Here is a 22177-nt window from a genome sequence, read left to right as displayed (position 1 = left end):
GCGCGCGGTGTTCCGAGAATTGCGCGCGCAGCATTCCGATATGATCGCGCGCAGTTTGAGGTGAGGCTCACCTGATCGTTGGGGCATTCTTTCGACCGGATAACGGTTGGAGGAATGCATGCCGACGAGGAGAGTTACGATGCGCCATGTGCGCGAGATTTTGCGTCTGAGTCTGGACTGCGGGCTTTCGACGCGGGTGGTTGGCGAGCGGGTCGGGGTCGGACCGACGACGGTCCGGGATACGCTTCGGCGGTTCGATCGGTCGGGTCTGACTTGGCCAGTGCAGCCTGAAATGACGGACAGCGACCTGGAGTCCCGGCTCTACGGCGTGCCAGGGGTGAAGCCCGGGCGCCGCAAGTTGCCTGAGCCCGACTGGGCGGTGGTGGCGCGCGAGTTGAAGCGCAAGCACGTGACGCTGCAGATCCTGTGGGAGGAATACCACGCGGCGAACCCCGACGGCTATCGCTACAGCCGGTGGTGCGACCTGTTCCGGCGCTGGGAAGGCCGGCTGCCGCTGGTGATGCGCCAGAGCCATGCCGGCGGTGAGAAGCTGTTCGTTGATTATGCGGGCGACACGGTGCCGGTGGTGGTAGACCGCAGAACCGGCGAGATCCGCGATGCGCATCTGTTCGTCGCGGTGCTGGGCGGCTCGAGCCTGTCGTTTGCGTGTGCGACCTGGACCGAGCAGTTTGCTGACTGGGCCGAGGCTCACAATGCTGCCTTCGCATTCTTCGGCGGAGCGCCGCAGCTGCTGGTGCCCGACAATGCCAAGGTCGCGGTGATCAAGGCTTGCCACTTCGATCCGATGCTCAACCGCAGCTACACGGACATGGCTCGGCATTACGGGACGGCAGTGCTGCCGGCACGGCCGAGGAGGCCCAAGGACAAGGCGAAGGTTGAGGCCTGTGTCAGGATCGTCGAGCGCTGGGTGCTGGGCCGTCTGCGCAATCGCATCTTCTACAGCCTGGCCGAGCTCAACGCTGCCATTGCCGAGTGCCTTGCTGATCTGAATGAGCGCCGTGTGCTTCGCCAGTTCGGCCGCACGCGCCGCCAGCTGTTCGAGGAGGTCGATGCGCCGAACCTGAAGCCGCTGCCACCGGAGCCATGGGTTCATGCGCAATGGAAGCGCTGCCGGGTTGGGCTCGATTACCATATCGCGCTCGAGCAGCATCATTACTCGGTGCCGCACCGCTACGCGCGGCGCGAGGTTGAGGTGCGTTACACGGCCCGCAGCGTCGAGATCTTCCTCGGCGGCGAGCGGATCGCGGTGCACATGCGCGGCAGTGGCAATGGTCGGCACACGACCGTGCCCGAGCACATGCCATCGAGCCACCGGCGCTATCTCGACTGGACACCGGCAAAGATCCAGGAGGAGGCGGGCCGGATCGGCCCGATGCTGTCGCTGTTGATGGCGCGCATCATCGAGGACCGGCCGCATCCCGAGCAAGGCTACCGTTCGTGCCTGGGGATCATCGGCTTGTCCAAGCGGTTCGGCGCTGAGCGCCTTGAAGCGGCTGCGCTTCGCGCGCTGGAGATCGGCGCGCGCAATTATCCGTCTGTAAAATCGATCCTCGAAAAGGGGCTCGACAAGGTGCCCGTGTCCAAAGCCCCGGAGCGCGAGCCGATCCTGCACGACAATATCCGGGGCTCTCAATACTACCACTGAAAGGAGCAAGGATGCTCAAACACCCCACACTTGATCAGTTGAACCAGCTTGGCCTTATCGGCATGGCCCAAGCCTTTGCGGATCTGGATGGCAATGGCGATGCCGCCAGCCTGAACCACGCGGAATGGCTGGCGCTGCTGCTCGATCATGAAGCGACATGGCGCAATGACAAGCGCCTCGCCCTGCGCCTGCGTCAGGCAAAGCTGCGGCACCAAGCCGTGCCTGAGGACGTTGATTATCGCAGCGCCCGCGGGCTCGATCGGCGGTTGTTCGAAATGCTGCTGAAGGGCAGCTGGATCGCTGCCCATGAGAACTGTGCGATTATCGGACCAGCAGGGGTCGGCAAGAGCTGGCTGGCCTGCGCCGTCGGGCATCAGGCCTGCCGTGACAATCGCTCGGTTCTCTACACCCGCCTGCCGCGGTTGATCGACGAGCTGTCGCTTGCCAAGGGCGATGGCCGCATTGCTGCGCGCATGAAGAGCCTGGCCCGCGTGGACCTGCTCATCCTCGATGACTGGGGGCTTGAGCCGCTCGATGGCAATGCCCGCCATCATCTGCTGGAGATCCTCGAGGATCGCTATGGGCGCCGTTCAACGCTCGTAACAAGCCAGCTACCCATCGCGCGCTGGTTCGATCTCATCGGCGATCCGACCTACGCCGATGCCATCCTCGATCGGCTTGTCCACAACGCCCACAGGCTCGAGCTATCCGGGGAATCCATGCGGCGAAGCATCGCCGCTCAAGCCGCTTGACCCGCGGCAAAGCATAGTGCCACAACATACCAACGATCAGGTGCTTCACCTGCGCGCGATCAAAGCGGAACGCTGCGCGGCATCAGATCGGAATACATGCGCGCGATCGTCGGAATCCGCAGCCGGCCTCGGTCCAGGCCGTATCGAGCGCATCGCGTGCCTGTTCGATGGCAATGCGGGCCGGGGTCGGTTCGCAATCCTTCCCGATGACCGGGTCATTCGGGCGCGCCGCCTTCATCGTGGTCCCGTAGCGCTCGTACCCGCGGTTCCCATCGATCATGGCGAACAGCGCATAGTCGAGCGCGAGTGCCGGATCGGCGAGCAGGGCGGCCGCAAGGATGTCCCTGCGCTGCATCGCGAGTTCATCGGAAAGCCGAGCGCTCAGCGGCTTGCCACCCGGCGCGATCTTCTCGGGCGGCGGTGCCTTGCCCGTTGCCCCGGTGCTGCCCGAAGTCCCGCGGTCGTCGCCCGGATCGCGCATCGGGGTTTCGCTGAAGTACGTCGTCTCCAGCACCATCTTGCCGTCCGAGGCGAGGGTCAGGAACGTGCCGATCTGGCCTTTGAGGTCGTCGGGCAGGATCGTCGGCCGACGCTGAAGTTCGTTCCACTCGTCTTCGAGCTTGTCGTATTCGGCCTCGAGCGCGCTGCCGGCCTCGTCGTCGAGCTCGCCGCTGTCGAGCTCGTCGCCGATCTCTTCCATCCGGGTCTGGATGGCATCCGCCCGGGCTTCCTCGGCCTCGGACATCGGCTGCTTGGGAAGATTGACGCGGTAGAGCCCGTCGGTCGCGTTGTAGATGTGCGCCGAAGCCACCGGCCGGACCCAAGCAAGACCCTGCTCTTCGCCAAGGCGCTTGGCCTCGGCTTCCATGATAGCTGCCGCCAGCCCCTGCGCGATCTCGGGATCGGACCAGCGGTCACCGTTCTCGCTGAAGAGTTCGCGCTCGATCGTGCCCCCTGCGGCAACATAGGCATCCTCTCCGACGAGCTGAGCAATCGGGTCGGTTGCCTTCAGCGCGTCACCGGCGATCGCACGGCGCACCTGATCCGGCGTGGTGTAGCTGTAGTTGCCGTACTGCTCGAACACCCGGGTCTGCTTGGCCTGATCGCCGGTGGTGGCATAGGCCTTGGCCATGTCGAGAGTGATGCGACCTTCGGCGAGTGCCTCGAAAACAGGATCGGCAAGGCCCGCGAGCCGGAGACGCCCTTCGACGAAACGGCGGGTGACACCGAAGCGCTTGGCGACGGCATCGAGGTCGCAGCCTTCGCCGATGAAGTGCTGGAAGGCGCGGCATTCATCGGTCGGGGTCATGTTGACGCGCTGGAAGTTCTCGGCAAGCGAGGCTTCCGACAGCGTTGCATCATCGCCTTCGAGCACCTTGCAGGACACTTCCATGTCCTTGTCGATACGACCCTCTGCAGCGAGCAGCTGCAGCGCCTCGAGACGGCGGCCGCCGGCGAAAACGGCGTAGTGCCCGCGGGGCTTCTTCAGCGCCGTGACACACAGGTTCTGCAGCAGTCCGCGTGCCTCGATATCTCCGGCAAGCTGCGGGATGTCGGTGCGGCCGGACTTGCGGACGTTGCTGTCCGAGTGACGCAGTTTCGAAAGGGCAATCATCTGTTCCATCGTCATTCTCCTGGATGTGGCCCGGCGAAAACCTCCCCGGATCCACCCCATCCACTCCCCCTCCCCTTTCCTCTTCAGGGGTCTCTGTGTCCTATGGGGCACCGATGAGAGCGGTGATGATGGCTTCAGCCTTCTCGGTCGGCACAAACAGCCGCGTCCTGTACTGAATGACCTCGGTGAAGCACCCGAGTGACTTGAACCAGACAAGCTGGCTGGCGGGTGCGCCGGTGATTTCAATCCGCCACGATCCGTTCACTCTCGAGCGCTTGAGCTCGCAGGGGACAGGGCGCACCAGCGCGATGGATCCCCCGGCCTGGACCGCGCGGAGGGTCTCTGACGGGCTGAGTGGGGCCGGTGCCTCGACGCCGAGATCCTTCAGCAGTTTCCCGACATGCTCGGGAAACACCATGCGCCCGAGCCAGGATTTGCCTTCGGCATCGACGATCCGGTTGACCGCCAGATGATCGGAAGGAAGCGCCGACCAGATCGGCAACAGGAGGCCGGTTGCGATCCGGATGATTTCCGTATCGACGGTTTGAGCCGCTTCCTCGGCCTCGGCCGACCAGGCCGTTGCAAATGCCGACGGCCCGCAGGGCTCCCATGCTGTTTCGAACAGGTCATGCTCGCGCAGAAACTCGCGCCGCGTCGGGCGGAGCAGCTCGACACGTGGGACCGGCGTGCCCTCTTCGGTCATGCCTGAGCGGGCCTTGGTCTTGAGCGCAACCTTGCCGGAACGGCCGTTGCGCAGAAAGACAGCGGTGCTGTCGGCGGAAGCCAGCTTGAGCACCCGCTCGAGCGTCACAGGATTGCGTCGCCGTGCGACCTCGATCGCAAGAAGGTGCGAGGTCGCACCACTTACCGGATCGGTGCGCAGCAGCGTGTCCTCAAGGATAGTAGCGGTTTCGACCTGCATCGTTTCGACACCGATATCGAGGGTGCCGGCGTCGCGGGCCGCGGCGACCCTGGTTTCGACAAGCGCGAGGAACTCATCGAAGATGACGTTCTGGTGCCCGATCGGAAGCGCCAGAAGCCGGTTGAGCCAACGCTGGATCGGCGGCAGGTCCTCCTTGATGACCCCGTCTGCGTCGAGCAGAGAGAGGCCGGTGCGCTCCTCAAAGTCGGCCAGAGTGGTGCTGGTGAGTTTGCCCGCGACCAGCAGATGGAACCATGTGACGAGCGCGGCCTTGGCGTACTCGCTTTCGAGGTTGTCGGCCGGGTCGAACAGGTTCTGTCCTCCGGTCTGCCGCTGACCGCGGGTGAGCGCCCCAAGGCTGTCGAGGCGGCGCGCGATGGTCGAGGTGAACCTCAGCTCGCCCTTGCAGTCGGTCGTGACAGGCCGAAACAGGGGCGCTGAGGCCTGATGCGTGCGATGGGTACGCCCGAGCCCCTGAATGGCGCGATCGGCCCTCCAGCCCGGCTCCAGCAGCAGGTGGACGCGCTGCTGCTGGTTGGGGACATCAAGGCTCGCGTGGTAGGAACGTCCCGTGCCGCCCGCATCGGAGAAGATGAGGATGCGCTTGGTCCCGTCCATGAAGGCTGCTGCATCGGCTTGGGCCGAGCGCACGGTGCGTGTTTCGAGCTTCTGCTGGCCGCCAGCAGCCGGTATGATCCGCTTCGATCGGCCGGTCACCTCGGCGACGTTGTCATGGCCGAACCGCTCAAGAAGAGCATCGAGCGCGGCTTTGATGGGCGGAAGAGCGCAGATGTGTTCGATGAGTTCCGCCCGGGCAGCCTCGGCCTGCGGGTTTGTCACCGGATTGCCATGCTCGTCACTCATGGGGCGCGAATGCTGCTCGCCGGTGTCGTCGGTATAGACCTCCATCTGGCGGGTCGGAAATGCGCGAGTGAGATAGTCAAGGCAGTATTCGAGCGGGGACAGCTCGATATCAAGCTCGGCGCGTTCCTCGGCCGAGAGCTCGCCCAGCCTGCGGTTGAGGATCGATTCAGCCGTCGTCACCAGCTGCAGCACCACCGATTTGCCTTCGCTCAGGTGTTGCTCGACCGCGCTGATGATGGTCGGCAGCTTCATCGACAGGAGCACCTGGCCGAAGAACCGCTGCTTGCAGGATTCGAACCGGGACCGCGCTGCGGCCTTTGCCCCGGAGTTGAGCGTCTTGCCCTCTAGGTCGTCGACGATACCGGTCAGTTCGAGCGCTGCTTCAAGGTTGCGATGAATGATCGCCCAGGCATCGGCATAGGTGTCATAAACGGCAATCTGTTCGGGCGTCAGCTCGTGGCGCAGGATGTCGTATTCGACGCCGGCGAAGCTGAGCGCACGAGCCATGTAGAGGCCCGTCGCCTTCAGGTCGCGTGCGACCAGCTCCATGGCGGCAATGCCGCCGGCGCGGATTTCGCTGATGAAGGCCTCGCGTGAGGCGAAGGCAGTCTCGGGACCCCAGAGGCCGAGCCTCACGGCATAGGCAAGGTTGTTGACCTCGGATGCTCCTGTGGCCGAAGCGTAGAGCACCCTGGCCTTGGGAAGGCGGTTCTGGAGAAGAACACCGGCGATGCCCTGCTGAGAGCCCTTCTTGGTCCCCATAGCGCCCTCCCCGCCTGCGACCCCGCCCATCTCGTGAGCCTCATCGAAGGCGATGACACCGTCGAAGTCCTCGCCCGCCCAGCGGATGAGCTGCTCGAGGCGGCTGTGATCGCCACGTGCCGAGCGCAGCGTCGGATAGCTCACGAACAGCACACCTTCCTCGAGGGTGAGCGGCTCGTGGATCTTCCATCGCGAGAGCGACTGGACGTCGGCTGCGAGTCCGCCCAGCGCCGCCCAGTCACGGCGGGCATCATCGAGGAGCGGTTCGTTCTTCGAGATCCAGATTGCCCGGCGGCGGCCCTGAAGCCAGTTGTCGAGGATCGTGGCTGCGACCTGCCTCCCCTTCCCTGCTCCGGTGCCGTCGCCAAGGAAGAAGCCCTTGCGGTAGGATGCGCCCTCCTCGTCGATCAAGAGCCCGACGCCTTCGGGATCGGGCTTGAATGTGCCAGGAAGCCACTGCCCCCAGGCGTGGCCTGCGTAGACCACGGTTTCGAGCTGTGATGCTGACAGCAGGCGCTCGGACACAGTGCGTTCCGGCAGTTGTGGGATGTGTTGAGGGATCGGCGCGGGGATCGAGCCCATTGCCACGGATTCGACGAGGGCGGTGGGGTGCTCACCGGCAGTCTCGAAGACGACTCTGCTTGGCCGATAGGGCAGATAGACCCCGGCCTGCTCCAACAGCGGCGCGGGCGTTTCGAGCGTGCTGTACGCTACGGGGAGGACGTTGTTGCGGACCGGTGTGCGGAAGATGCGAGGGGCCGCTGGCTTTGCGTTTCGGGTCGCCCCGAACAGCGAGATGGCCTTGACAGGCGCTACAGGCTTGGGCTGCTCTTCGACAAGGCCGACGCGCCGCACGATCTCGAGGGTGTCTATCAGGCCAGCCACGTTCGCCCTTTGGATGGTCGTGTGGGTTCGGGTACCGGGTACCTTGTCGAGCACATAGAGCCTGACCGCGATACCGGTGCCGTGCTTGATGTAGGCCTGTTCGAGGCGGATCGAGCTGCGTACCGTTACGGGCTGAAGGGTGCTGTCGAATACCTTGCGCATCTTGGCCGAGCGGGAGAACCAGTCCGGCATGATCGCGACGATGCGGCCGCCGGGACGCAGATGGGTGATGGCGGCGCCAAGGTGGCGGACTGCAGCAAGATTATCCGCCCCGCGCCCGAGCGAGCGCGAGAACGGCGGGTTCATGAGGATCAGCGAGGGCCTGGTCTTGGCGCTAAGCGTGCTGGCGATCACGGCCCCGTCATGTCCAGTGATGGTGACGCCGGGGAAGATGTCCGCGAGGCGCGCGCGGCGGGCCTCATGGAGTTCGTTGAGCTGCAGCGCGGCTACCTCCGGAAGCTGCGCGATCAGCAGGCCGTTTCCTGCACTCGGCTCGAGGACGACATCGTCGGGCTGAGCATTGGCCAGCATGACGGCGACGGCAGCAAGGTCGACGGGCGTGGAGAATTGCTGCCAGTCGATCTGGTCTTCGCTGCGGACGGTTTGGGTGGGCAGCCTGTTTGCGAGGGCCATTGCCCTGTCGAGATCGTCGGGGCTGAATACGATGCCCCTGCGAGACGTGAGGCTCAGCGCAAGCGCATGCTCGAGCACCTCGAAGCTCTCGCGCTGCGTCCAGCGGCCGGTTGCATCTCCTCCGCCGTAGGCACCGGCCATGGCCTTGTTCATTATCTCGCGCGTGATCGGGGTGTCGTTGTCGATGAGAAGGGAAAGAGCGCGCGCCGCAAGCTGGGCCGGCGTCCGGCGCTGCGCCGCCGCTTCGAACAGATCCGTCATGGGAGTCTCCTGGGTTCGGCTCACCTCATCACGGGCAAGCCAAACTCTCCCCTCCCCCTCCCCTTTAATTGGGTCCGGGAACCGCTCCCCAGTCCGCGAAAGCGGCGGGCGGCGCCATCCGATGGATCGCCAGGCCATCGCGGGCGTGGGCCTCGGCAGCCTTCAGGCTCGCGCGCCTCCCTTCGTGATCGTTGTCTTCGGCGATGATCAGTTCCTCGATCCATCCGGGCAGTCGGATCAGATCGAGCCTCTCGGCCCCAAGCGAGGACCAGGCTGGAATGTCGTGCAGCTCGGCAAAGCGGGCGGCGCTCTCGAAACCCTCGGCAAGCGCTAGGATCTTGCCGGGCCGCTGCCCCTGCCAGCTGCCGGCTTGCGGGTTCCCGATCATCATCTTGGAGCGGTAGCCCTGCCCTCCCCGCTTCAGATAGATGCGTTGGACCGCCGTAATGTCGCGCCCCTGACGAACCCCGACCAGCAGTGCGGGCTCGAACACGGTATCCGGTTTCCTGCCCCGCGGGCATCGGGGATGATAGCGCAGGTCCTCATGGTGTTCGGCAATGCCGCGATGATGGCAGTAGGCTTCGCCCCAAGTGTTCCTGATTTCCTGGCCCTGCGACCAGAGATTGCGTGCGATCGCGGTGGAGTCGAATGCCCGTGCCGGGCCGTCCGGGAAAGGGTATCGCTTGCCGGGGACTATGGTCCCGAGCTCCCGCAACACGTCAGCAGGATCGCATCCGGCAAAGCAATGGACGAGGATGTCGTGGTTGCCCTGCCTCAGCGAAAGGCTCGGAGTTGCGTCTGCATGGGCAGGGCATCGGCACATGGCGTTGTAGCCTGACCAGGTGCCGCCAAGTGCGCCCACGATATCGACGAGGCGCTGTGAAGGGGGTTTGGCAGTAAGTGGCATGGCGTGTCCTTTCCAGTTCCCCCTTCCCGCCCTTCTCAACTCTTTCCTGGGGGCCCTGCTGTCACCTGCGGTCGAGATTGTACGCTTCGCACGCTCGTCGAGGCAGACGGAATTTTTTTCCCAATTGACGGCTTGTTTTAGGAGGCGATGATGCACCGCGGGAGGAAGTGCGGCTGTGCTTACGAAATACACGCTGTTGGGGGCTGCCTTATTTGCCGCCCATGGTCCGGTGCTGGCCCAGCAGGCCGAGCTGCTGCACTTCGGTGGCCTGCGGGACGACGTGGTCATTCATGTTGGCAGCCCTCGTCCGGAGATCGAGCCAGCGGTCATTGAAGATCCGGCCGATCTGTCTTCGGTGCTCGCTGCCGACTTCGGCTTGATCGGTGCTTCCCCGGCGAACTTTACCCCGCCACCGCCATCTCTGATCGATGTTCCGCTATGGATGCGGACCGGGGTCCGTTCGTCATCTCTGATGATCGCGAGTCCGTCTCGACCGGCTGTTTCGCCCAATTGTGGGCCGGTGGACTATCGTCCTCGCGGTGACCTCCCGGCTTCGACCGAACTGCGTCGGGCGCAGCTCTTTCCTCTCATCGCCGCGATAGCATGTGAGCATCAGATCCCGGTTGGGTTGTTCGATGCGCTGATCGCACAGGAAAGCCGCTACCAGCAGAATGCGATTTCCCCCAAGGGGGCGATCGGTCTTTCGCAGCTGATGCCTAGAACCGCCGATTATCTCGGCGTTACCAACCATTGGGACATCACCGAGAACTTGCGAGGCGGTGCACGGTATCTTCGGGAACAACTCGACGAATTTGGGCGATATGATCTTGCTCTGGCCGCTTACAATGCCGGTCCCGGCCGGGTTCGATCCAATCGACGGATCCCTCGCATTCGTGAGACTATCGATTACGTTCGGAACATCACTGCGGTCTGGGTGGCAACAGAGCAGCGAGGTTCCTTGCGCGGATCAACCATTGCTCCTCGTGCTCCGCTAGTTCCGCAGAGAACCGTTGTCCTAGCCAATTACACTTCCCCCAGCGTGGCGAACCCGAGGTGATGAGCAAACATCAGAGCGATAGCGAGTATGACGGGTGCGCCTGAGAGGTAGTTCATCTGCCACCGCCACCAGAGCTTCGGTCCAGCCACTGCTCGTCCTTTCCAGGTAGACATGTCGATGGTCATGGCGCCGCTTGTGTAATCGTAGGCGGTCTTCACGATCGCCAGGGCTGCGCAGAGGGCGACCATGATCCCCACACCTACATATAGTGCGATCCAAGCTTGGTACGTGGCTTGCGGCATCTCGTCGTCTCCTGCGGCACCAGTTATATGAAGGGGTGAGCTTACGAAGGTTCTCACGTTGTGACCCGAAAAGCTATCAAGTCGTCAGCCGATTTCTCAGCCTGAACGGCGACTCTCAACTGATATGAATTATGTGAGAACAACTTCCACATCATACGTGCTCCACCTGAGCACCTTCAAGCGACAAAACCCCAGCCTCGCCTGCGCTCCACCAGTATCGAGGTTCCACGTCGATTGGGCCGCCCCGATCGAGATGCCAGAGCAAAATGCAGCGGCGATCAGCGAGCCTCACAATGGCAGCGCGACGATCGTCGTCGCTCTGACTGCGGAAGGCCGAGAGATATAAACAGCTGGATTGGCTAAGGGCGCCCGGGGTTCCGCGCAAAGGACCGGCAGAAACCTTCGAACGAGCGGTACAAGGCCTGGCCTGACAAGGTCTGAAGCTTGTCGCCCATGTGACGGCGATAGGCATTCGCGATCTCATCGTCATCGTCACAGCCGATCGGCGCATCCTCGTCGCGACCTTCTCCCCGGCCGCCAAACTCGCCACGATACCCACGGTCTACGTCGTCCATGACGACCATCAGACTGAGGTGAGCGAGCCCGACGTGATCGAAAGCGCGGCAATAGCTGCGCTCGAGCGCTGCGCTCCGATCAAGCTGCCCTCCCCCCTCTACTCCTACCGGCAACAGGTCGAGCTCGAGCATTTCCCGAAATCGCCCATGCCGGAGTTGGCCCGTGCAGATGCTTGATCCGCCCCGCGCCGACTACGGCCGCTCGATTGTCGCCGACGGCGATCCGGATGCGATCAAGGAAGTGAAGCTCCAGACTCGCCTTCACTACGAGATCGCTGAAGGTTCGTGGCCGCAAACCATGCACCTTCGCTGGTTTGCCGACGGGCTCTTCGTTGTTATCGACGCAGAGAACCCGATTTTCTACGAGGTCCCCATCTGGAGGGTGCAACACCTCCTGGTCTTGCGCCCCGATGGCATTCCTTACATTCGGAAGCACCGCCCTTGAGTACCCTCAGCAACCAGATCGAAGCCGCTGTAGGCGCTTGGTCGAGCCTGAAATGCGCTACGCCTAACGAGCGCGACCAGCACAGCGCCGTGCTCATCCACGCAGTCAATCTTCTCGGCAGTCGCAAAGCGGTCGTAGGCACTCCCCTTCCCGGCAGCGCGGTCGAACCCTGCGCAATCCGCATCACCGCCGCCCTCGAGCGGCTCCGGCGGATGATCGGCGATCCTGCCACCAAGCCGTCCGCCATCCAGGCTGTCGTCGACGAGATGAGGATCGACCTCGCCGACTGGCTTCAGAGCTCCAAGGAGACCGACCCATGTACGTAGCCGCGCGAACCATGTGGCTCGTTCTGATCCTGCTCCTTCAGGGCTGCATGAATTTCGCAGAGGACGAGACTAATAGTGATCGTCCGACCGAGACCGGCTTCAACGTCGGCCAGCGCGTCTCAAATGAGATGGCGACACCCGCCTCTTCGCCAACCTCTGCTGATGAGGCGCTCTTTCTTTCGAGCTTATGGCCTGCCGTTGTTCCGCACGAAGGACTTGCAGAAGCCTTCGAAGGAATTGAAGAGCTTGTTGCCTGACAAGGTTTCCAACTTGTCCCCCATGAACTTGCGGTAAGCTTCCGCGATCACATCGCGGTCCCAGCCACCACCATAGTCCACAGCAATCGCCGAAATCCTGCTTGAGGCACCGTAATGCAGCGACCCTGTCGGGAACTTCTCTTCGCTCAACGCCGGAAGCGACACGACGTTCGACGCCGCTGACGATCCGATCTCGACGACCTGCTCGACCGTGCCTGCGCGGCGTGCTTCCCGGCCAACCTTGGGCCGATCAAGCTCATCAGCCGCATCTTCGACGGACGAAGCATCCTTGGCGCGAAAGCAAAGCTGCACCTTCACAACGGGGCGACCGCGGCCTGTGCCGACAATCTCCTTCCACGTAAACTCGAAGTGCGCCAGCTGATTGACCTCAGCCTGTGCTTTGAGCAGCACTTTGCGCCTGAACTGCGCAAAGTTCGGCAGCGTTCCATGGGGGACGCCCAGCTTTTCGCGAAGATCCTCGATCGTGCCTGTCCACGTGGGATCGCGCCGCGCGACAAGCAGGCAACCGATCTCGTAGATCGCCAAGGCATACTTCGATCGGAACGCCAACAACGCAGCCTTGTTGATCCGAGCGTAGTAATCCGAGCCTTGGAACATCTGCAGCGCCGGCTCCGAGAACTCCCACTCGACGATGCTCATTCCATCTTCGGACTTCTCCTCGATGTTCCATGCGATGACGGAGCTCGTAAGGGTCGCCTCTCGCCCCCGCTCGGATATCGTCCTCATCACGAACTTGAGCTGCATCAGCTCCTCGAGGGTCGCCGATATCCTCTCGTTGCCAGAGTGGGAGCCGCGAAGCTCCTTTTTTGTGATTTTGTGGATCCGCCCAACCTGGCCAGCGTCGCCGCCGGCTTTTCCGATCATTAGGGCGAGAACCTTCCTCGCGGCAAGCGAAGGCGCAGACCCCTTCGCATATCGGGCATCGGCCAATTCGCCGGGCTTGATGATGTGTCGACCACCCTCGCGCTCAGCGCGGTGGGCCGCTCGAGCAGTCCGACCGAGCTCGACGATCTGGTTCGAATCGGTTTGCTCTTCCGTCATGTGCCCGGGTTATCGTGACCTAGTCACATAGTGCAAGGCTCTCAGCCACCCCATTAGGCACAGAAACGAGGACAACGACAACTGTCGCTCACCCCGTTGGTCACATGAACAGCTCCTCAAGAGCCCTGATGGCGGGCACGGCCTCCCCGCCGGTCACATAGACAGCAGCACAAGACGGTCCGACTGTCGCTCGGCCACCCAACTGGGCACATAAACCTGAGCGAAACGCATCGGCCGGCATCAGACCACCCGATACGTCACATAGACATGGGCTCTGACACGCTGGCATCCCACCCCTCTGGTCACATAAACGTGGCACTAAAGGTATCGAAGCGACGCATCAGCTCCTTCGAGCTTACCGCCTCCACCCTCTCGGGCACGTAAACGGCATGTCAGGGCTCTCTTGCCGCCCAGTCCCTCCCTGTTGGCCACGAAGACGCCTTCGCCCCGCGATCCCACAGCTTATCGAGCACCCGATTGGGCACATAAAGGCGAGCGGAAAGACGCCAGGTGAGCGCCCGCCCGTCTCGGCACGCCGACGCAATCTCGAAAGAGCCAGGCCGACCACCCCAATGGGCACACAAATCCGCCGATCCCGCCGTTCGGTGATGCGCCCACCCGAAAGGTAACAGAAGCGGGATCCACGTCTCGAAAGAGGCGATCACCCTCCCCCGCTGGTCACATAGACAGCTGTTTCTGGCTTCCAACTGCTCGGCGCCCTCCCCTTTCGGCACATAAACGAGGGAAGCAGCGCCCTTTGGGCGGGCTGATCACCCCCCCCGGGCACATAGACCTCAGACTCGATAAGGCTGAGGGCACCCGATTGGTCACATAGACGGGATCGATACCTCAACGGCGATTGGCACTGCCACCCCGTTGGTCACATAAACAGTGTTCGAGGGCGCTTTCAGACAGCCCCACCCCCCTGGTCACATAAATCGCAATGATAGGCGCCAGCGACGATTTCTTGGCCACCCAATCGGGCACATAGACGATGGCAAAGATGCTCTCTGCACGGCCAAGTCCGCATCTCAGGGTGCCGCCGAGACCCATCTCAACCCCCGCGCCTTGCCCAAACGGGCGTCGCAAGGCCTTCATGTTACCAGCGGGGTGGGTCCCCAACGGAACAACTGGGTCGCCCCGTCTATGTGACCAGCGGGGTACCCGCCCAATCGCGATAGCGCCTCGTCCACCCCGCTGGTCACATAGACGTCCCACGGCGTTGGGCATCTGAGCGGCGTGATGGACCCGGTGAACGCCACTCGATCCGCTTCAAACTCCGAGTGCGGCAGCCACCCCGTTAGGCACAATGACGTCCAACCAGCGGATCATACGCCGAAAATCGACATGGCAGCCCTGATTGCGGAAGCGTTGCCCTACCCCGTTCGTGACGCGCTGCTACGAGATTCTCCCGCCTCAACTGCGACACACTTAACGAGGGCTCCATTCGCAGAAAGGCGAGCGCCACCCCATCGGTAACATAGACGCCGGTTCGAGCCTCACGGCCTTCCCTATCGGTCACATGAAAGCCCCCAAAGGGGCACACTATGTCACCCGCCTGGGCACACTAACGCACCCAGCTAGTAACATAGACCCTCGTTTTTTGGCGGAGTTGCGCGAGTCGCAGCCCCCTGAATCCTAGAATCCTGAATCACTGGAAACTCCCGCACTTCGTTTGGGGGTTTGTTTGAGGATGGATTCAAAGAAGGGGGCACATAGGCCCCCTTCCCTTTTCAGTCAGCCGTCGAGCCGCTCACTTGGCCTTGTCGAGATCCATCAGGTGCCGAAGAGCTTCCCAATAGGAGCCGTAACCCTTCTCGTTCACGTAAGCGATAAACTCGTCGATCACCTGTTCCGGTCCGCGAATGAAGACCGTCCGCACGTTCTCGTTTCGCTTGACCCGCTGCCTCGTCACGCGCTGCGAAGGGGCTGGCGCAGGGATCTGCAAGGCACTAACCGCCTCCCCTACAGAGACCGGCGCCTCGCGGCGAACGTAGCCAAGCTCCTCGCCACGCTGAATTGCCGCCGCCTCGCGTTCCGGCGAGACTTCAGGCGGCCCCTTTGGAATGCCTGTCAGGTCAAGCGTGCCCTTCTTCTTCGCGCCAAACCCGAATGAGTCGTTAGGCATCGACCTTCTCCTTCGCCACTTCCCGCAGGGCCTCGACGACCGCGGCAGCAAGCTGCTCGGCATTAAGCCTTGCTTGGTCGACGCCGGACGTACTGGCAGGGTCGAGCTCGGCGAGCGTGAGAGCCTGCTCGAAAATATCGCGGTAAGCGGCTCGTTCGACCAGGCTCGCCGGCAGCATCGGCAAGGATGCCTCCTCGATCGCCTTGAAAATTCGCTTGGCGCTGCGCGATACGACGGCCGCCGGAGCGCGCGAACACACCAGGCGATAATGGATCTCGCGGTCCAGCGCTTCGCTTTCCTCGTCTACGAGCTGCACCGCGTCGGCTGCAAGACGTGCGTCGATCGGTGACGGGTTAAAGGGGATAACAACGAGGTTCGAGCGCGCGAAAGCGCGGCTCATAATCCGCGAAGCCGTCCCTTCGAGATCGATCAGCACGAACTGGTTCTCGGCACTAAGCCTCGAAACCAGGCTGACCATCTCAGCCTCCTTCGGGCCTGCAACGATGGTGAATGGAACCGCCCTGCCCTCACTCTCACGCTGAACTGCCCAGCGAGCTATGATGCCGTTGGGATCGGCGTCGATGACGGCGACAGTACCGCCGTGTTCGGCAAGGACCTGCGCGAGAACCATGACGAGGGTCGTCTTGCCCGATCCGCCCTTGGGATTGGCTACTGCGATGACTGCCATAAAATCTCCATGACCGAAGCGCGCTGGACGCGCTAGCTAATTCGCCAGCTCTTTCGATATCGACATCTCTGTCGCAATCGAACGCTATATCGCATTCGATATGTCTAGCGCATTCTATAGCTATCGCGCAATCCATATCGATTTCGCGTTCGCATTCGCACGCGATTGCGAACGCGCTGTGTCTTTCCATAGCGATAGGGAATGCGCAAGCGATATCGCTAGCTGATGCGCAATCTGACGAGATCGCCACGGCGATTGCCCAGTAGCTATCCATCGGCTATCCACTGGATAGCCCATAAGATATCCTGGCCTTCAGGATTGATCTTCAGCAGCTTTTCACCGCCTGCGGCGGCTGAGCCGGATCTCTACAGCTGGGGATATTATGGCTGATATCTCCCAAGCTATCGCGCAGGATAGCCACCTTGATATCCAGTGGCTGGCGGGCTAGCTTTGAAGATGGCGGGGCATTCTACGGTCAAGTGACCCTCGCGGCACCTTGGCGCGTAGAGTGGACCCCGGAAAAGCCAACTTGTCTCCGACACGTCCGGTGAACCGCTCACCTGTCGCTAGAGAAGCGTGGGGGCAGGCAACCGCCACTAGCGATCATCGGAGGGAAGGGGAGGGGGGCCGACCCCCTGCCGCTACGCCAGAAGCGAAAGCGCCACCACACCCCCTCCAGCGACCAGCTAAGGGCTGCATCACGGCCATTTTAACGAGCAATTCGCACGAGCAGACCCGGAACAGATCGTGAAACCCATGTAGGAGGCGCTCAGAAGCCCCAGAATTGCATCGATGCTCCTCGCCTTCCCAAACCCCTCGGAAGGGTCAGTTTCGCAATTCTCGCGGATCGAGCCACAACTTTTTGAAACAGCGACGCTTTTCAGACCCACGCGGGCGTGTCGTCGTCCCAGTCGTCTTCAAAGCGCGTTTCCTCACGCTTTCCGAGCTTCGGATTGCCGATGCGGTCTAGGACCTCGTCAGCGAACGCCAGCGCATCGTCGACCTCGGCAATCGCCACCGATCCCGTCTCAATCGCTTGCGTCACGTCGCGCCGCGAGGGGAGGGGAGGGGGCTCGCGGCGCGACGTGTCCATCTCGATCATATTCAACCCCCGGCCCTTCCGGTGGCGAAACACCTTCAGATCGAAGCCACTCTCGACGATGCTGCGCACGCCAATCCGCGTGGCGCTCAGAACGGCCTCGATCTGAGCTGAGCGAAGGCGCTCCATAATGCTCAGGACACCAACGAGTTGCGGGAGCCGCGATTTCGAGCTCACAGCGGCCGCCGCCTGGTCGCAAGCGCGCTGACTCTCGACCGCTCGATCCATCAACGCAGCCAGCTCGCCCAACGACGAGCCGAGCCGGCGCGACGCCATAGCCATGTCGCTATGAGCATCCACATCGATGTCGGTCCGCAGCCAGGCGCGATCGAAGAGGCCAGGGCAGGGGAGGGGAGGCATCCCGGGAAGCGCGTCAGCGAAGAACCCCTCGATCTCAAGATCGAGCGCCCAGTAGGCAGCACGCTCTGGCTCTTCGCGCACCAGCGACCGGCGTCCGCCAAGCTCGAATGGGCGATCCTCTGCAAGGCGCGTCGCCAGCGCCCGAGCGGCGCGCGCCAGCTTCGCCGCCGCAGCAACCCGTTCCCCTACGCCTGACGGCCCCTGCCCGCCTGCAAACCGGCTTCGCAGGGCAATCTCACGGGCAGCATCCAGAGCCTCACGGCATTGCCCGATATCACCATGCTCGCCGTGTTCAGCGATCGGCATCGACATGAGGCGGAACCGCTCAGATGCTCGTGCCACCTCCTCGCAGCGTGACCGCGCGAGCGCGTTCAAAACCAACTCGCAGACCAGGCGGGCTGGACGGGCGAGGGGAGGGCGCCCGGGATCGAGGACCGCGGCGCCGGCGAGCCAGTAACTGAACTGCTCGACCGTGAAGCTGTAGCCTTCTGCCTGCAGAGAATTGCTCACGCACTTCCGCACAAGGCCCAGCGCAAAGAGGTCACGCACTCCCGGGTGGCATGCCTTCCAGGAGCCCAAGATGACGCCCATGGAAAGCGCCGCCGCTGGAGCAAATCCGCCTGATGAGCGATCGAGGATTTCAGAAGGCGGCTGCAAGTGTCAAATACCCTCAGAAACAGGGGCCTATCCCGCAAATGATAAGCACCGCTGCCAATACTATACATCGGCTCCTACGTCTGCGACAGCCTTTTCCGACCCGGTCGCCTGGCCCACGGCCAGACGAAGCCTGGCGCGCCAGAATGCCCGTTCCCCCCGAGGGGGCGCCGCCCCACAAGGGCTTTATCGCGCGGGGCCAACCGGACGATTGCTGGATGGTGGTAATTTGTGAAATTCTGTCTTGCCGCGAGATGTCGGGAAGGGCACTCTCACCTCAGCGAAGGATTGCCATGACGCCCCCCCCTCCCCGCAAAGACAGTTCAATCGCGAATGTGCCTTGGCCGCTCGATACACTCGACTTCGAGGCTGGCAGGCTCGATGGATTTGATCTTCCGCTAACCACGAGCACCAAGGAATGCTGATCGGCTACGCCCGCGTCTCCACTGACGAGCAGGATACAGCCGCTCAGCAAGACGCGCTTCGCGCCGCCGGCTGCGAACTCATCTTCGAGGACAAGGCGTCGGGCGGCAACCGTGAACGCCCGCAGCTGGCTCGCGCTATCGAGCGGGCAAGGGAGGGCGATGTCGTCCTCGTCGTGCGCATTGACCGGCTCGCACGCTCGCTCGCGCATCTTCTCGAGATCGTCCAGGCGCTAAAAACCAAGGGCGCAGACTTCCGCTCCCTAAACGACCCCATCGACACCAGCAGTGCACAAGGCCTGCTGATGATGCAGATGCTCGGTGCGTTCGCCGAGTTCGAGCGCAGTCTCATCCGCGAGCGTACGCGCATCGGAATAAAGGCTGCCGTCGCGCGCGGCGCGAAGCCTGGGAACCCTCGCATGATCTCCGGCGACAAGGATGCGCGCATCGAACTTAGCATAACCCAGAAGGACCGCTATCTTGCCGCGTTGATCGACGGGCGCAAGGAGTGGCTCCCAATCGTCGAGCGCCTGCGTCCGGCGTTGCCCTGGTCAGTCGTGCTCCGACAGATCCGCAGCATGGCGCCCAAGGCGCGCTCTTTCACCGAGCCAACGCTGGCGAAGGCCTGCAGGGCCCTTGTTAAAGCTGGCTATGCTCGGCCGGACATCCTTGAACGCGCCAAACGCCTCCCACCGGACAGTCGGGTCGCGCTGTTGGTCGCTGATCGCCTGAAGTCTCGCCCGGAATCGACTTTGCGCGAACTCGCCAGCTGGCTGAGCAAAGATCTGCGCGAACCGACACCGCGCGGCGGCATGACATGGTCGCCTGAAGGCGTGCGCCGCGAAATTCAGCGGGCAAGGGCGCTTGGGTTGGTTCAGGAGGCCGAAAGCACCCATGACCCGGCCACCACCGAATAGCCGACGCCGATGCGCTGACGTGCACTGGAGCGTCGCCGAAGCAGACCCCGCACGAAATGCAACGCTTCAGAGCGAGCCTCGAAGGATACGCGTCGGCAACGGCCTGCCGCGCCGATCCGCCCCCAAGCGTAATCGACGATGGTTGCCCCGAACAGGTCCGTGCTCATCTCGATGCGATATGCCCGGGCGACGTTGCGCTGCAAATCTACAGCGTGCAGCAAGACAAAGCTCTCACCGACGATTTGGCCGCTGTCTCTCATCGCACCGAGATCGCAGAAACGGAGAGGGCGCGTCCAAGCGAAATTCTGAATCACTGACGACGTTGTGATTCAGCGAACCGATTAATCATAGGCCCCAATCGCGACTTGGGCACACGTTCGATGCTACTAGCATCCGATCTGCCCTCGATTTGCGCAAGCTCGTAGGCTGCCCACATCGTCGGCGCCGCCGAGATGTCGAAGGCCTTCTCAAAGCGAGTGGCCATGTCGGGAGTGAGCTCCGCCCTGCCGTCGAGAAGGCGGCTTAGAGTATCCATGATGATCAAGCGCGAGACTGCTGCCGACGACTATCAGCTTTGAGCAGGGCGTTCACGGTGACGAAGAGCTTTTGCGTGACGGCGTGATTGCTATCTTGGCGGGCTTTCATGCTTTGATGAGCTGCTGGTACTTGCCTTTCAAGTCAAGGCTGTAGCGCGCTGCGAGGAAGGCAGGCATGTAGAAAGCCCGCCAATTGCTAGGCTTGTTTGATGCTTCATCAAGCTGCGGCAGGAGCCGGGCGGGTCGATGATCCGGATTGGTTCGCGGTCTCGATCAGATTCGTGATCATGGGGATGATCGTTGTAATCCGCTCGGTCAGGCCGTTGCCTGCGCGCCCAGCTACCAATCCGATGGTCTGATCCGAAAATGCCGCAAACAGCGCCCGGTGCTCCGGCGAGGTTTCATCGCTCATCAGCGTGAGCAGTTCCTGCACGAAGCACACTGAGGCGTGGCAGACACTCTTGAAGGAAGGATCGAAGTAGAGCTCCCCCTTGCCGGCGATCTCGATCGCGATGAAGAGGCGCACGCGATCCATTTCGAAAAGGTCGATCAGCCTGTGCCTGAGGTCGGCGCAGATGTTGCACCTTCCGTTCTTGACCTTGCTGATGATGCTGGGTCCTCTGCCGGTCGCATCCGCGACCTGCTTGTTGGTCATGCCGTTCCGCCGCCAGGCCTCACAGATTACTAACCTATATTGTTCTGCGCGCTCAATCCGCTTCGCTTCAAGACTGCAAACATCCATGGCGTTACGACCCTCCGGAGCCTTTTTAACTTAGCCACCGGCCGAATTGTCAAGCTGAAACGACATCTGGTCCGCGCTGACTGGTGCGAAAACGGCGCTGAGTGGCCTGAAGCGCGCAACATTCATTAAGTTCCGGATCGAAATGGGAAATTTTTTCCGCACGGAAGGAAAAAAGTTCCTCTCTCGATGAAAAAAATTCACGCGGCGAGGAAGAAAATTCTCCCTGGATGGAATTCGGTTCCTATGGCAGTCAAAATAGTTCCTCCGCCGAGGAATTTATTTGCCAACCTGCGACGAACTGAGTGGCGTGTTGGCGATAACGCTTGAAGCACAGGTTGGTTTCCAGTTCCTTAATGCTGTCTCGTAATTCCACGGGATGTCTAGATGGGGAACTGCAATGAATGCACTCTCGATGAAGCAGGGTCTGTCGCTGAACACAATCCTCATGGCGCTGGCGGTTTTCGCCATCGTCAGCCTCATGACGATCGGGGCGGCCTATGCCGGCGCCGACGGCACCTTCAATACTGCGCTGACCACCTTCACGGACTTCCTCGAAGGTTCGGGCGGTCGGATCATCACCGTGATGAGCCTTGCCGGCGGCCTCGTGGCCCTCGGTTCGGGCCGTTTCAGCCTTGCCCAGGTCGCCGTCCCGGTCGCCGTGGGCGTGGGTGCCGGCACCGGCGTTCCGATCGTCACCTCGACCGTCACCGCGACGATCTGAGGCGTCGCTCAACCAAAGGGGAGGGCGGTAAGTCATGGACCGGTACAGCATTCCTTCGCATCTCGACGATCCTGAACTCATCGGGTTCTGGACGCTGGATGAGTTCCTCGCGATGGCAGTTCCGTTCATCTGGGGCATTCTGACGCAGCATGTCGTGATCGGACTGGTGCTGGCGGTGCTTGGATGGTGGGGCTTTCGCAAGCTCAAAGCCGGTCGGGCCACATCGTGGGTGTTCCACATGGCCTACTGGTACCTGCCGTCGAGTTTCACCGGACTCAAGGCGACGCCGCCCTCCCATCTTCGCATGATGGTGGGCTGACATGGATCATTCCTACGGACTGGCGCAATCGCAGCGGGTGCTCAAGCAGCGCAATATGCTGGGCATCACGGCGCTCACGTTGGCAGGGCTTCTGGTCTTGCTGTTGATCTTCGGGTTCACGCGCGATCGCGAAATCGTTCTTCAACCCGTGCTGCGCAGCCCGCTGACAGTGTCGTCGAGTGGCGTCTCGAAGGAATATCTCGAGATGGTGACGCGCGACACCGCGCTCATCGCACTCAACCGCAGCCCGGAAAATCTCAACTACTGGATGGAGACGATCCTCGAAATCGCCGCGCCCGAGGCCCACGGGGCGCTCAAGCGTGACCTCATGAAGGTCATCAAGGAGCAGGGCAATTCGAG

The 22177-nt window shown here is 62.3% G+C and carries 21 protein-coding genes; 11 read left to right on the top strand and 10 right to left on the bottom strand.

Features of this window, described 5'->3' with window-relative positions:
* Window positions 1-139 precede the first annotated feature (139 nt).
* Both istA and istB read left to right on the top strand, forming a co-directional pair.
* Window positions 140-1666: an IS21 family transposase gene (istA, locus tag BZF57_RS18780; RefSeq protein ID WP_162290999.1), complete on the top strand. Its 1527-nt coding sequence runs from the start codon at window positions 140-142 to the stop codon at window positions 1664-1666.
* Between the two features lie 11 nt (window positions 1667-1677).
* Entirely contained in the window at window positions 1678-2418 is a 741-nt protein-coding gene (gene istB, locus BZF57_RS18775; protein WP_086738086.1) for an IS21-like element helper ATPase IstB, read from the top strand.
* 82 nt (window positions 2419-2500) lie between these two features.
* Here istB and BZF57_RS18770 read toward each other — a convergent pair whose 3' ends face one another.
* From BZF57_RS18770 to BZF57_RS18760, 3 genes are all read right to left on the bottom strand, one after another.
* Entirely contained in the window at window positions 2501-4042 is a 1542-nt protein-coding gene (locus BZF57_RS18770) for a ParB/RepB/Spo0J family partition protein (protein WP_162291050.1), read from the bottom strand.
* 91 nt (window positions 4043-4133) lie between these two features.
* Window positions 4134-8360 (bottom strand): strawberry notch family protein, encoded by a 4227-nt coding sequence (locus tag BZF57_RS18765; protein WP_086740803.1) that lies wholly within the window; start codon window positions 8358-8360, stop codon window positions 4134-4136.
* A 64-nt stretch (window positions 8361-8424) separates the two neighbouring features.
* The gene (locus tag BZF57_RS18760; protein ID WP_086740801.1) at window positions 8425-9267 is read right to left on the bottom strand and encodes a DUF7146 domain-containing protein; all 843 of its coding nucleotides are present in this window, start codon (window positions 9265-9267) and stop codon (window positions 8425-8427) included.
* Between the two features lie 175 nt (window positions 9268-9442).
* Between BZF57_RS18760 and BZF57_RS18755 the strand changes: the two genes are divergently transcribed.
* The 5 genes from BZF57_RS18755 (at window position 9443) to BZF57_RS20975 (ending at window position 12169) form a co-directional block, all read left to right on the top strand.
* On the top strand, window positions 9443-10324 hold the full coding sequence (locus tag BZF57_RS18755) for a lytic transglycosylase domain-containing protein (protein WP_240506050.1): 882 nt from the start codon (window positions 9443-9445) through the stop codon (window positions 10322-10324).
* 697 nt (window positions 10325-11021) lie between these two features.
* Window positions 11022-11318, top strand: coding sequence for a hypothetical protein (locus BZF57_RS18745; RefSeq protein ID WP_086740796.1), 297 nt, complete (start codon window positions 11022-11024; stop codon window positions 11316-11318).
* Window positions 11311-11586 (top strand): hypothetical protein, encoded by a 276-nt coding sequence (locus BZF57_RS18740; protein ID WP_086740794.1) that lies wholly within the window; start codon window positions 11311-11313, stop codon window positions 11584-11586. Before BZF57_RS18745 ends, BZF57_RS18740 begins: the two co-directional genes overlap by 8 nt.
* 89 nt (window positions 11587-11675) lie before the next feature.
* A complete protein-coding gene (locus BZF57_RS18735; RefSeq protein ID WP_143738579.1) occupies window positions 11676-11912 on the top strand; it encodes a hypothetical protein in 237 nt (78 codons plus the stop codon).
* Window positions 11903-12169 carry a hypothetical protein gene (locus BZF57_RS20975; RefSeq protein WP_143738578.1) on the top strand — a complete coding sequence of 89 codons (267 nt, stop codon included), beginning with the start codon at window positions 11903-11905 and terminating at the stop codon, window positions 12167-12169. The genes BZF57_RS18735 and BZF57_RS20975 overlap by 10 nt, the downstream gene beginning before the upstream one ends.
* Here BZF57_RS20975 and BZF57_RS18730 read toward each other — a convergent pair.
* From BZF57_RS18730 to BZF57_RS18715, 5 genes are all read right to left on the bottom strand, one after another.
* A complete protein-coding gene (locus tag BZF57_RS18730) occupies window positions 12098-13231 on the bottom strand; it encodes a replication initiation protein (RefSeq protein WP_086740787.1) in 1134 nt (377 codons plus the stop codon). The genes BZF57_RS20975 and BZF57_RS18730 overlap by 72 nt on opposite strands.
* Window positions 13232-14080: 849 nt before the next feature.
* Window positions 14081-14284, bottom strand: coding sequence for a hypothetical protein (locus tag BZF57_RS20970; RefSeq protein WP_143738577.1), 204 nt, complete (start codon window positions 14282-14284; stop codon window positions 14081-14083).
* Window positions 14285-14984: 700 nt separating this feature from the next.
* Window positions 14985-15359 (bottom strand): hypothetical protein, encoded by a 375-nt coding sequence (locus BZF57_RS18725; RefSeq protein WP_086740785.1) that lies wholly within the window; start codon window positions 15357-15359, stop codon window positions 14985-14987.
* Window positions 15352-16047, bottom strand: coding sequence for a ParA family protein (locus BZF57_RS18720; protein ID WP_086740783.1), 696 nt, complete (start codon window positions 16045-16047; stop codon window positions 15352-15354). Before BZF57_RS18720 ends, BZF57_RS18725 begins: the two co-directional genes overlap by 8 nt.
* 880 nt (window positions 16048-16927) lie before the next feature.
* Window positions 16928-18016, bottom strand: coding sequence for a hypothetical protein (locus tag BZF57_RS18715; RefSeq protein ID WP_143738576.1), 1089 nt, complete (start codon window positions 18014-18016; stop codon window positions 16928-16930).
* 562 nt (window positions 18017-18578) lie between these two features.
* Here BZF57_RS18715 and BZF57_RS18710 point away from each other — a divergent pair.
* Window positions 18579-19499: a recombinase family protein gene (locus tag BZF57_RS18710; RefSeq protein ID WP_086740779.1), complete on the top strand. Its 921-nt coding sequence runs from the start codon at window positions 18579-18581 to the stop codon at window positions 19497-19499.
* Here BZF57_RS18710 and BZF57_RS18705 read toward each other — a convergent pair.
* Window positions 19457-19759 (bottom strand): WGR domain-containing protein, encoded by a 303-nt coding sequence (locus BZF57_RS18705; protein WP_086740810.1) that lies wholly within the window; start codon window positions 19757-19759, stop codon window positions 19457-19459. The two genes, BZF57_RS18710 and BZF57_RS18705, sit on opposite strands and share 43 nt — an antisense overlap.
* Window positions 19760-20252: 493 nt before the next feature.
* On the bottom strand, window positions 20253-20690 hold the full coding sequence (locus BZF57_RS18695) for a hypothetical protein (RefSeq protein ID WP_086740775.1): 438 nt from the start codon (window positions 20688-20690) through the stop codon (window positions 20253-20255).
* A gap of 532 nt (window positions 20691-21222) precedes the next feature.
* Here BZF57_RS18695 and BZF57_RS18690 point away from each other — a divergent pair.
* The 3 genes from BZF57_RS18690 to BZF57_RS18680 form a co-directional block, all read left to right on the top strand.
* The gene (locus BZF57_RS18690) at window positions 21223-21498 is read left to right on the top strand and encodes a hypothetical protein (protein WP_086740808.1); all 276 of its coding nucleotides are present in this window, start codon (window positions 21223-21225) and stop codon (window positions 21496-21498) included.
* Between the two features lie 34 nt (window positions 21499-21532).
* Window positions 21533-21817, top strand: coding sequence for a type IV conjugative transfer system protein TraL (traL, locus tag BZF57_RS18685; RefSeq protein ID WP_066270727.1), 285 nt, complete (start codon window positions 21533-21535; stop codon window positions 21815-21817).
* Window position 21818: 1 nt separating this feature from the next.
* Window positions 21819-22177 (top strand): type IV conjugative transfer system protein TraE (locus tag BZF57_RS18680; protein WP_240506044.1); only part of this gene is annotated, 359 nt, incomplete at its 3' end.

It is taken from the genome of Erythrobacter colymbi (assembly GCF_002155685.1).
Classification (GTDB): Bacteria; Pseudomonadota; Alphaproteobacteria; order Sphingomonadales; family Sphingomonadaceae; genus Erythrobacter; species Erythrobacter colymbi.
The sequence above is the reverse complement of the archived record's forward strand: the minus strand, read 5'-3'. Positions and strand labels throughout refer to the sequence as shown.

Coding starts and splice junctions, on each gene's coding strand:
- istA (WP_162290999.1), top strand. CDS start 140: ATGCGCCATGTGCGCGAGATTTTGCGTCTGAGTCTGGACTGCGGGCTT.
- istB (WP_086738086.1), top strand. CDS start 1,678: ATGCTCAAACACCCCACACTTGATCAGTTGAACCAGCTTGGCCTTATC.
- BZF57_RS18770 (WP_162291050.1), bottom strand. CDS start 4,042: ATGGAACAGATGATTGCCCTTTCGAAACTGCGTCACTCGGACAGCAAC.
- BZF57_RS18765 (WP_086740803.1), bottom strand. CDS start 8,360: ATGACGGATCTGTTCGAAGCGGCGGCGCAGCGCCGGACGCCGGCCCAG.
- BZF57_RS18760 (WP_086740801.1), bottom strand. CDS start 9,267: ATGCCACTTACTGCCAAACCCCCTTCACAGCGCCTCGTCGATATCGTG.
- BZF57_RS18740 (WP_086740794.1), top strand. CDS start 11,311: ATGCTTGATCCGCCCCGCGCCGACTACGGCCGCTCGATTGTCGCCGAC.
- BZF57_RS20975 (WP_143738578.1), top strand. CDS start 11,903: ATGTACGTAGCCGCGCGAACCATGTGGCTCGTTCTGATCCTGCTCCTT.
- BZF57_RS18730 (WP_086740787.1), bottom strand. CDS start 13,231: ATGACGGAAGAGCAAACCGATTCGAACCAGATCGTCGAGCTCGGTCGG.
- BZF57_RS20970 (WP_143738577.1), bottom strand. CDS start 14,284: ATGGGTCTCGGCGGCACCCTGAGATGCGGACTTGGCCGTGCAGAGAGC.
- BZF57_RS18725 (WP_086740785.1), bottom strand. CDS start 15,359: ATGCCTAACGACTCATTCGGGTTTGGCGCGAAGAAGAAGGGCACGCTT.
- BZF57_RS18720 (WP_086740783.1), bottom strand. CDS start 16,047: ATGGCAGTCATCGCAGTAGCCAATCCCAAGGGCGGATCGGGCAAGACG.
- BZF57_RS18710 (WP_086740779.1), top strand. CDS start 18,579: ATGCTGATCGGCTACGCCCGCGTCTCCACTGACGAGCAGGATACAGCC.
- BZF57_RS18705 (WP_086740810.1), bottom strand. CDS start 19,759: ATGAGAGACAGCGGCCAAATCGTCGGTGAGAGCTTTGTCTTGCTGCAC.
- BZF57_RS18695 (WP_086740775.1), bottom strand. CDS start 20,690: ATGACCAACAAGCAGGTCGCGGATGCGACCGGCAGAGGACCCAGCATC.
- BZF57_RS18690 (WP_086740808.1), top strand. CDS start 21,223: ATGGCGCTGGCGGTTTTCGCCATCGTCAGCCTCATGACGATCGGGGCG.
- traL (WP_066270727.1), top strand. CDS start 21,533: ATGGACCGGTACAGCATTCCTTCGCATCTCGACGATCCTGAACTCATC.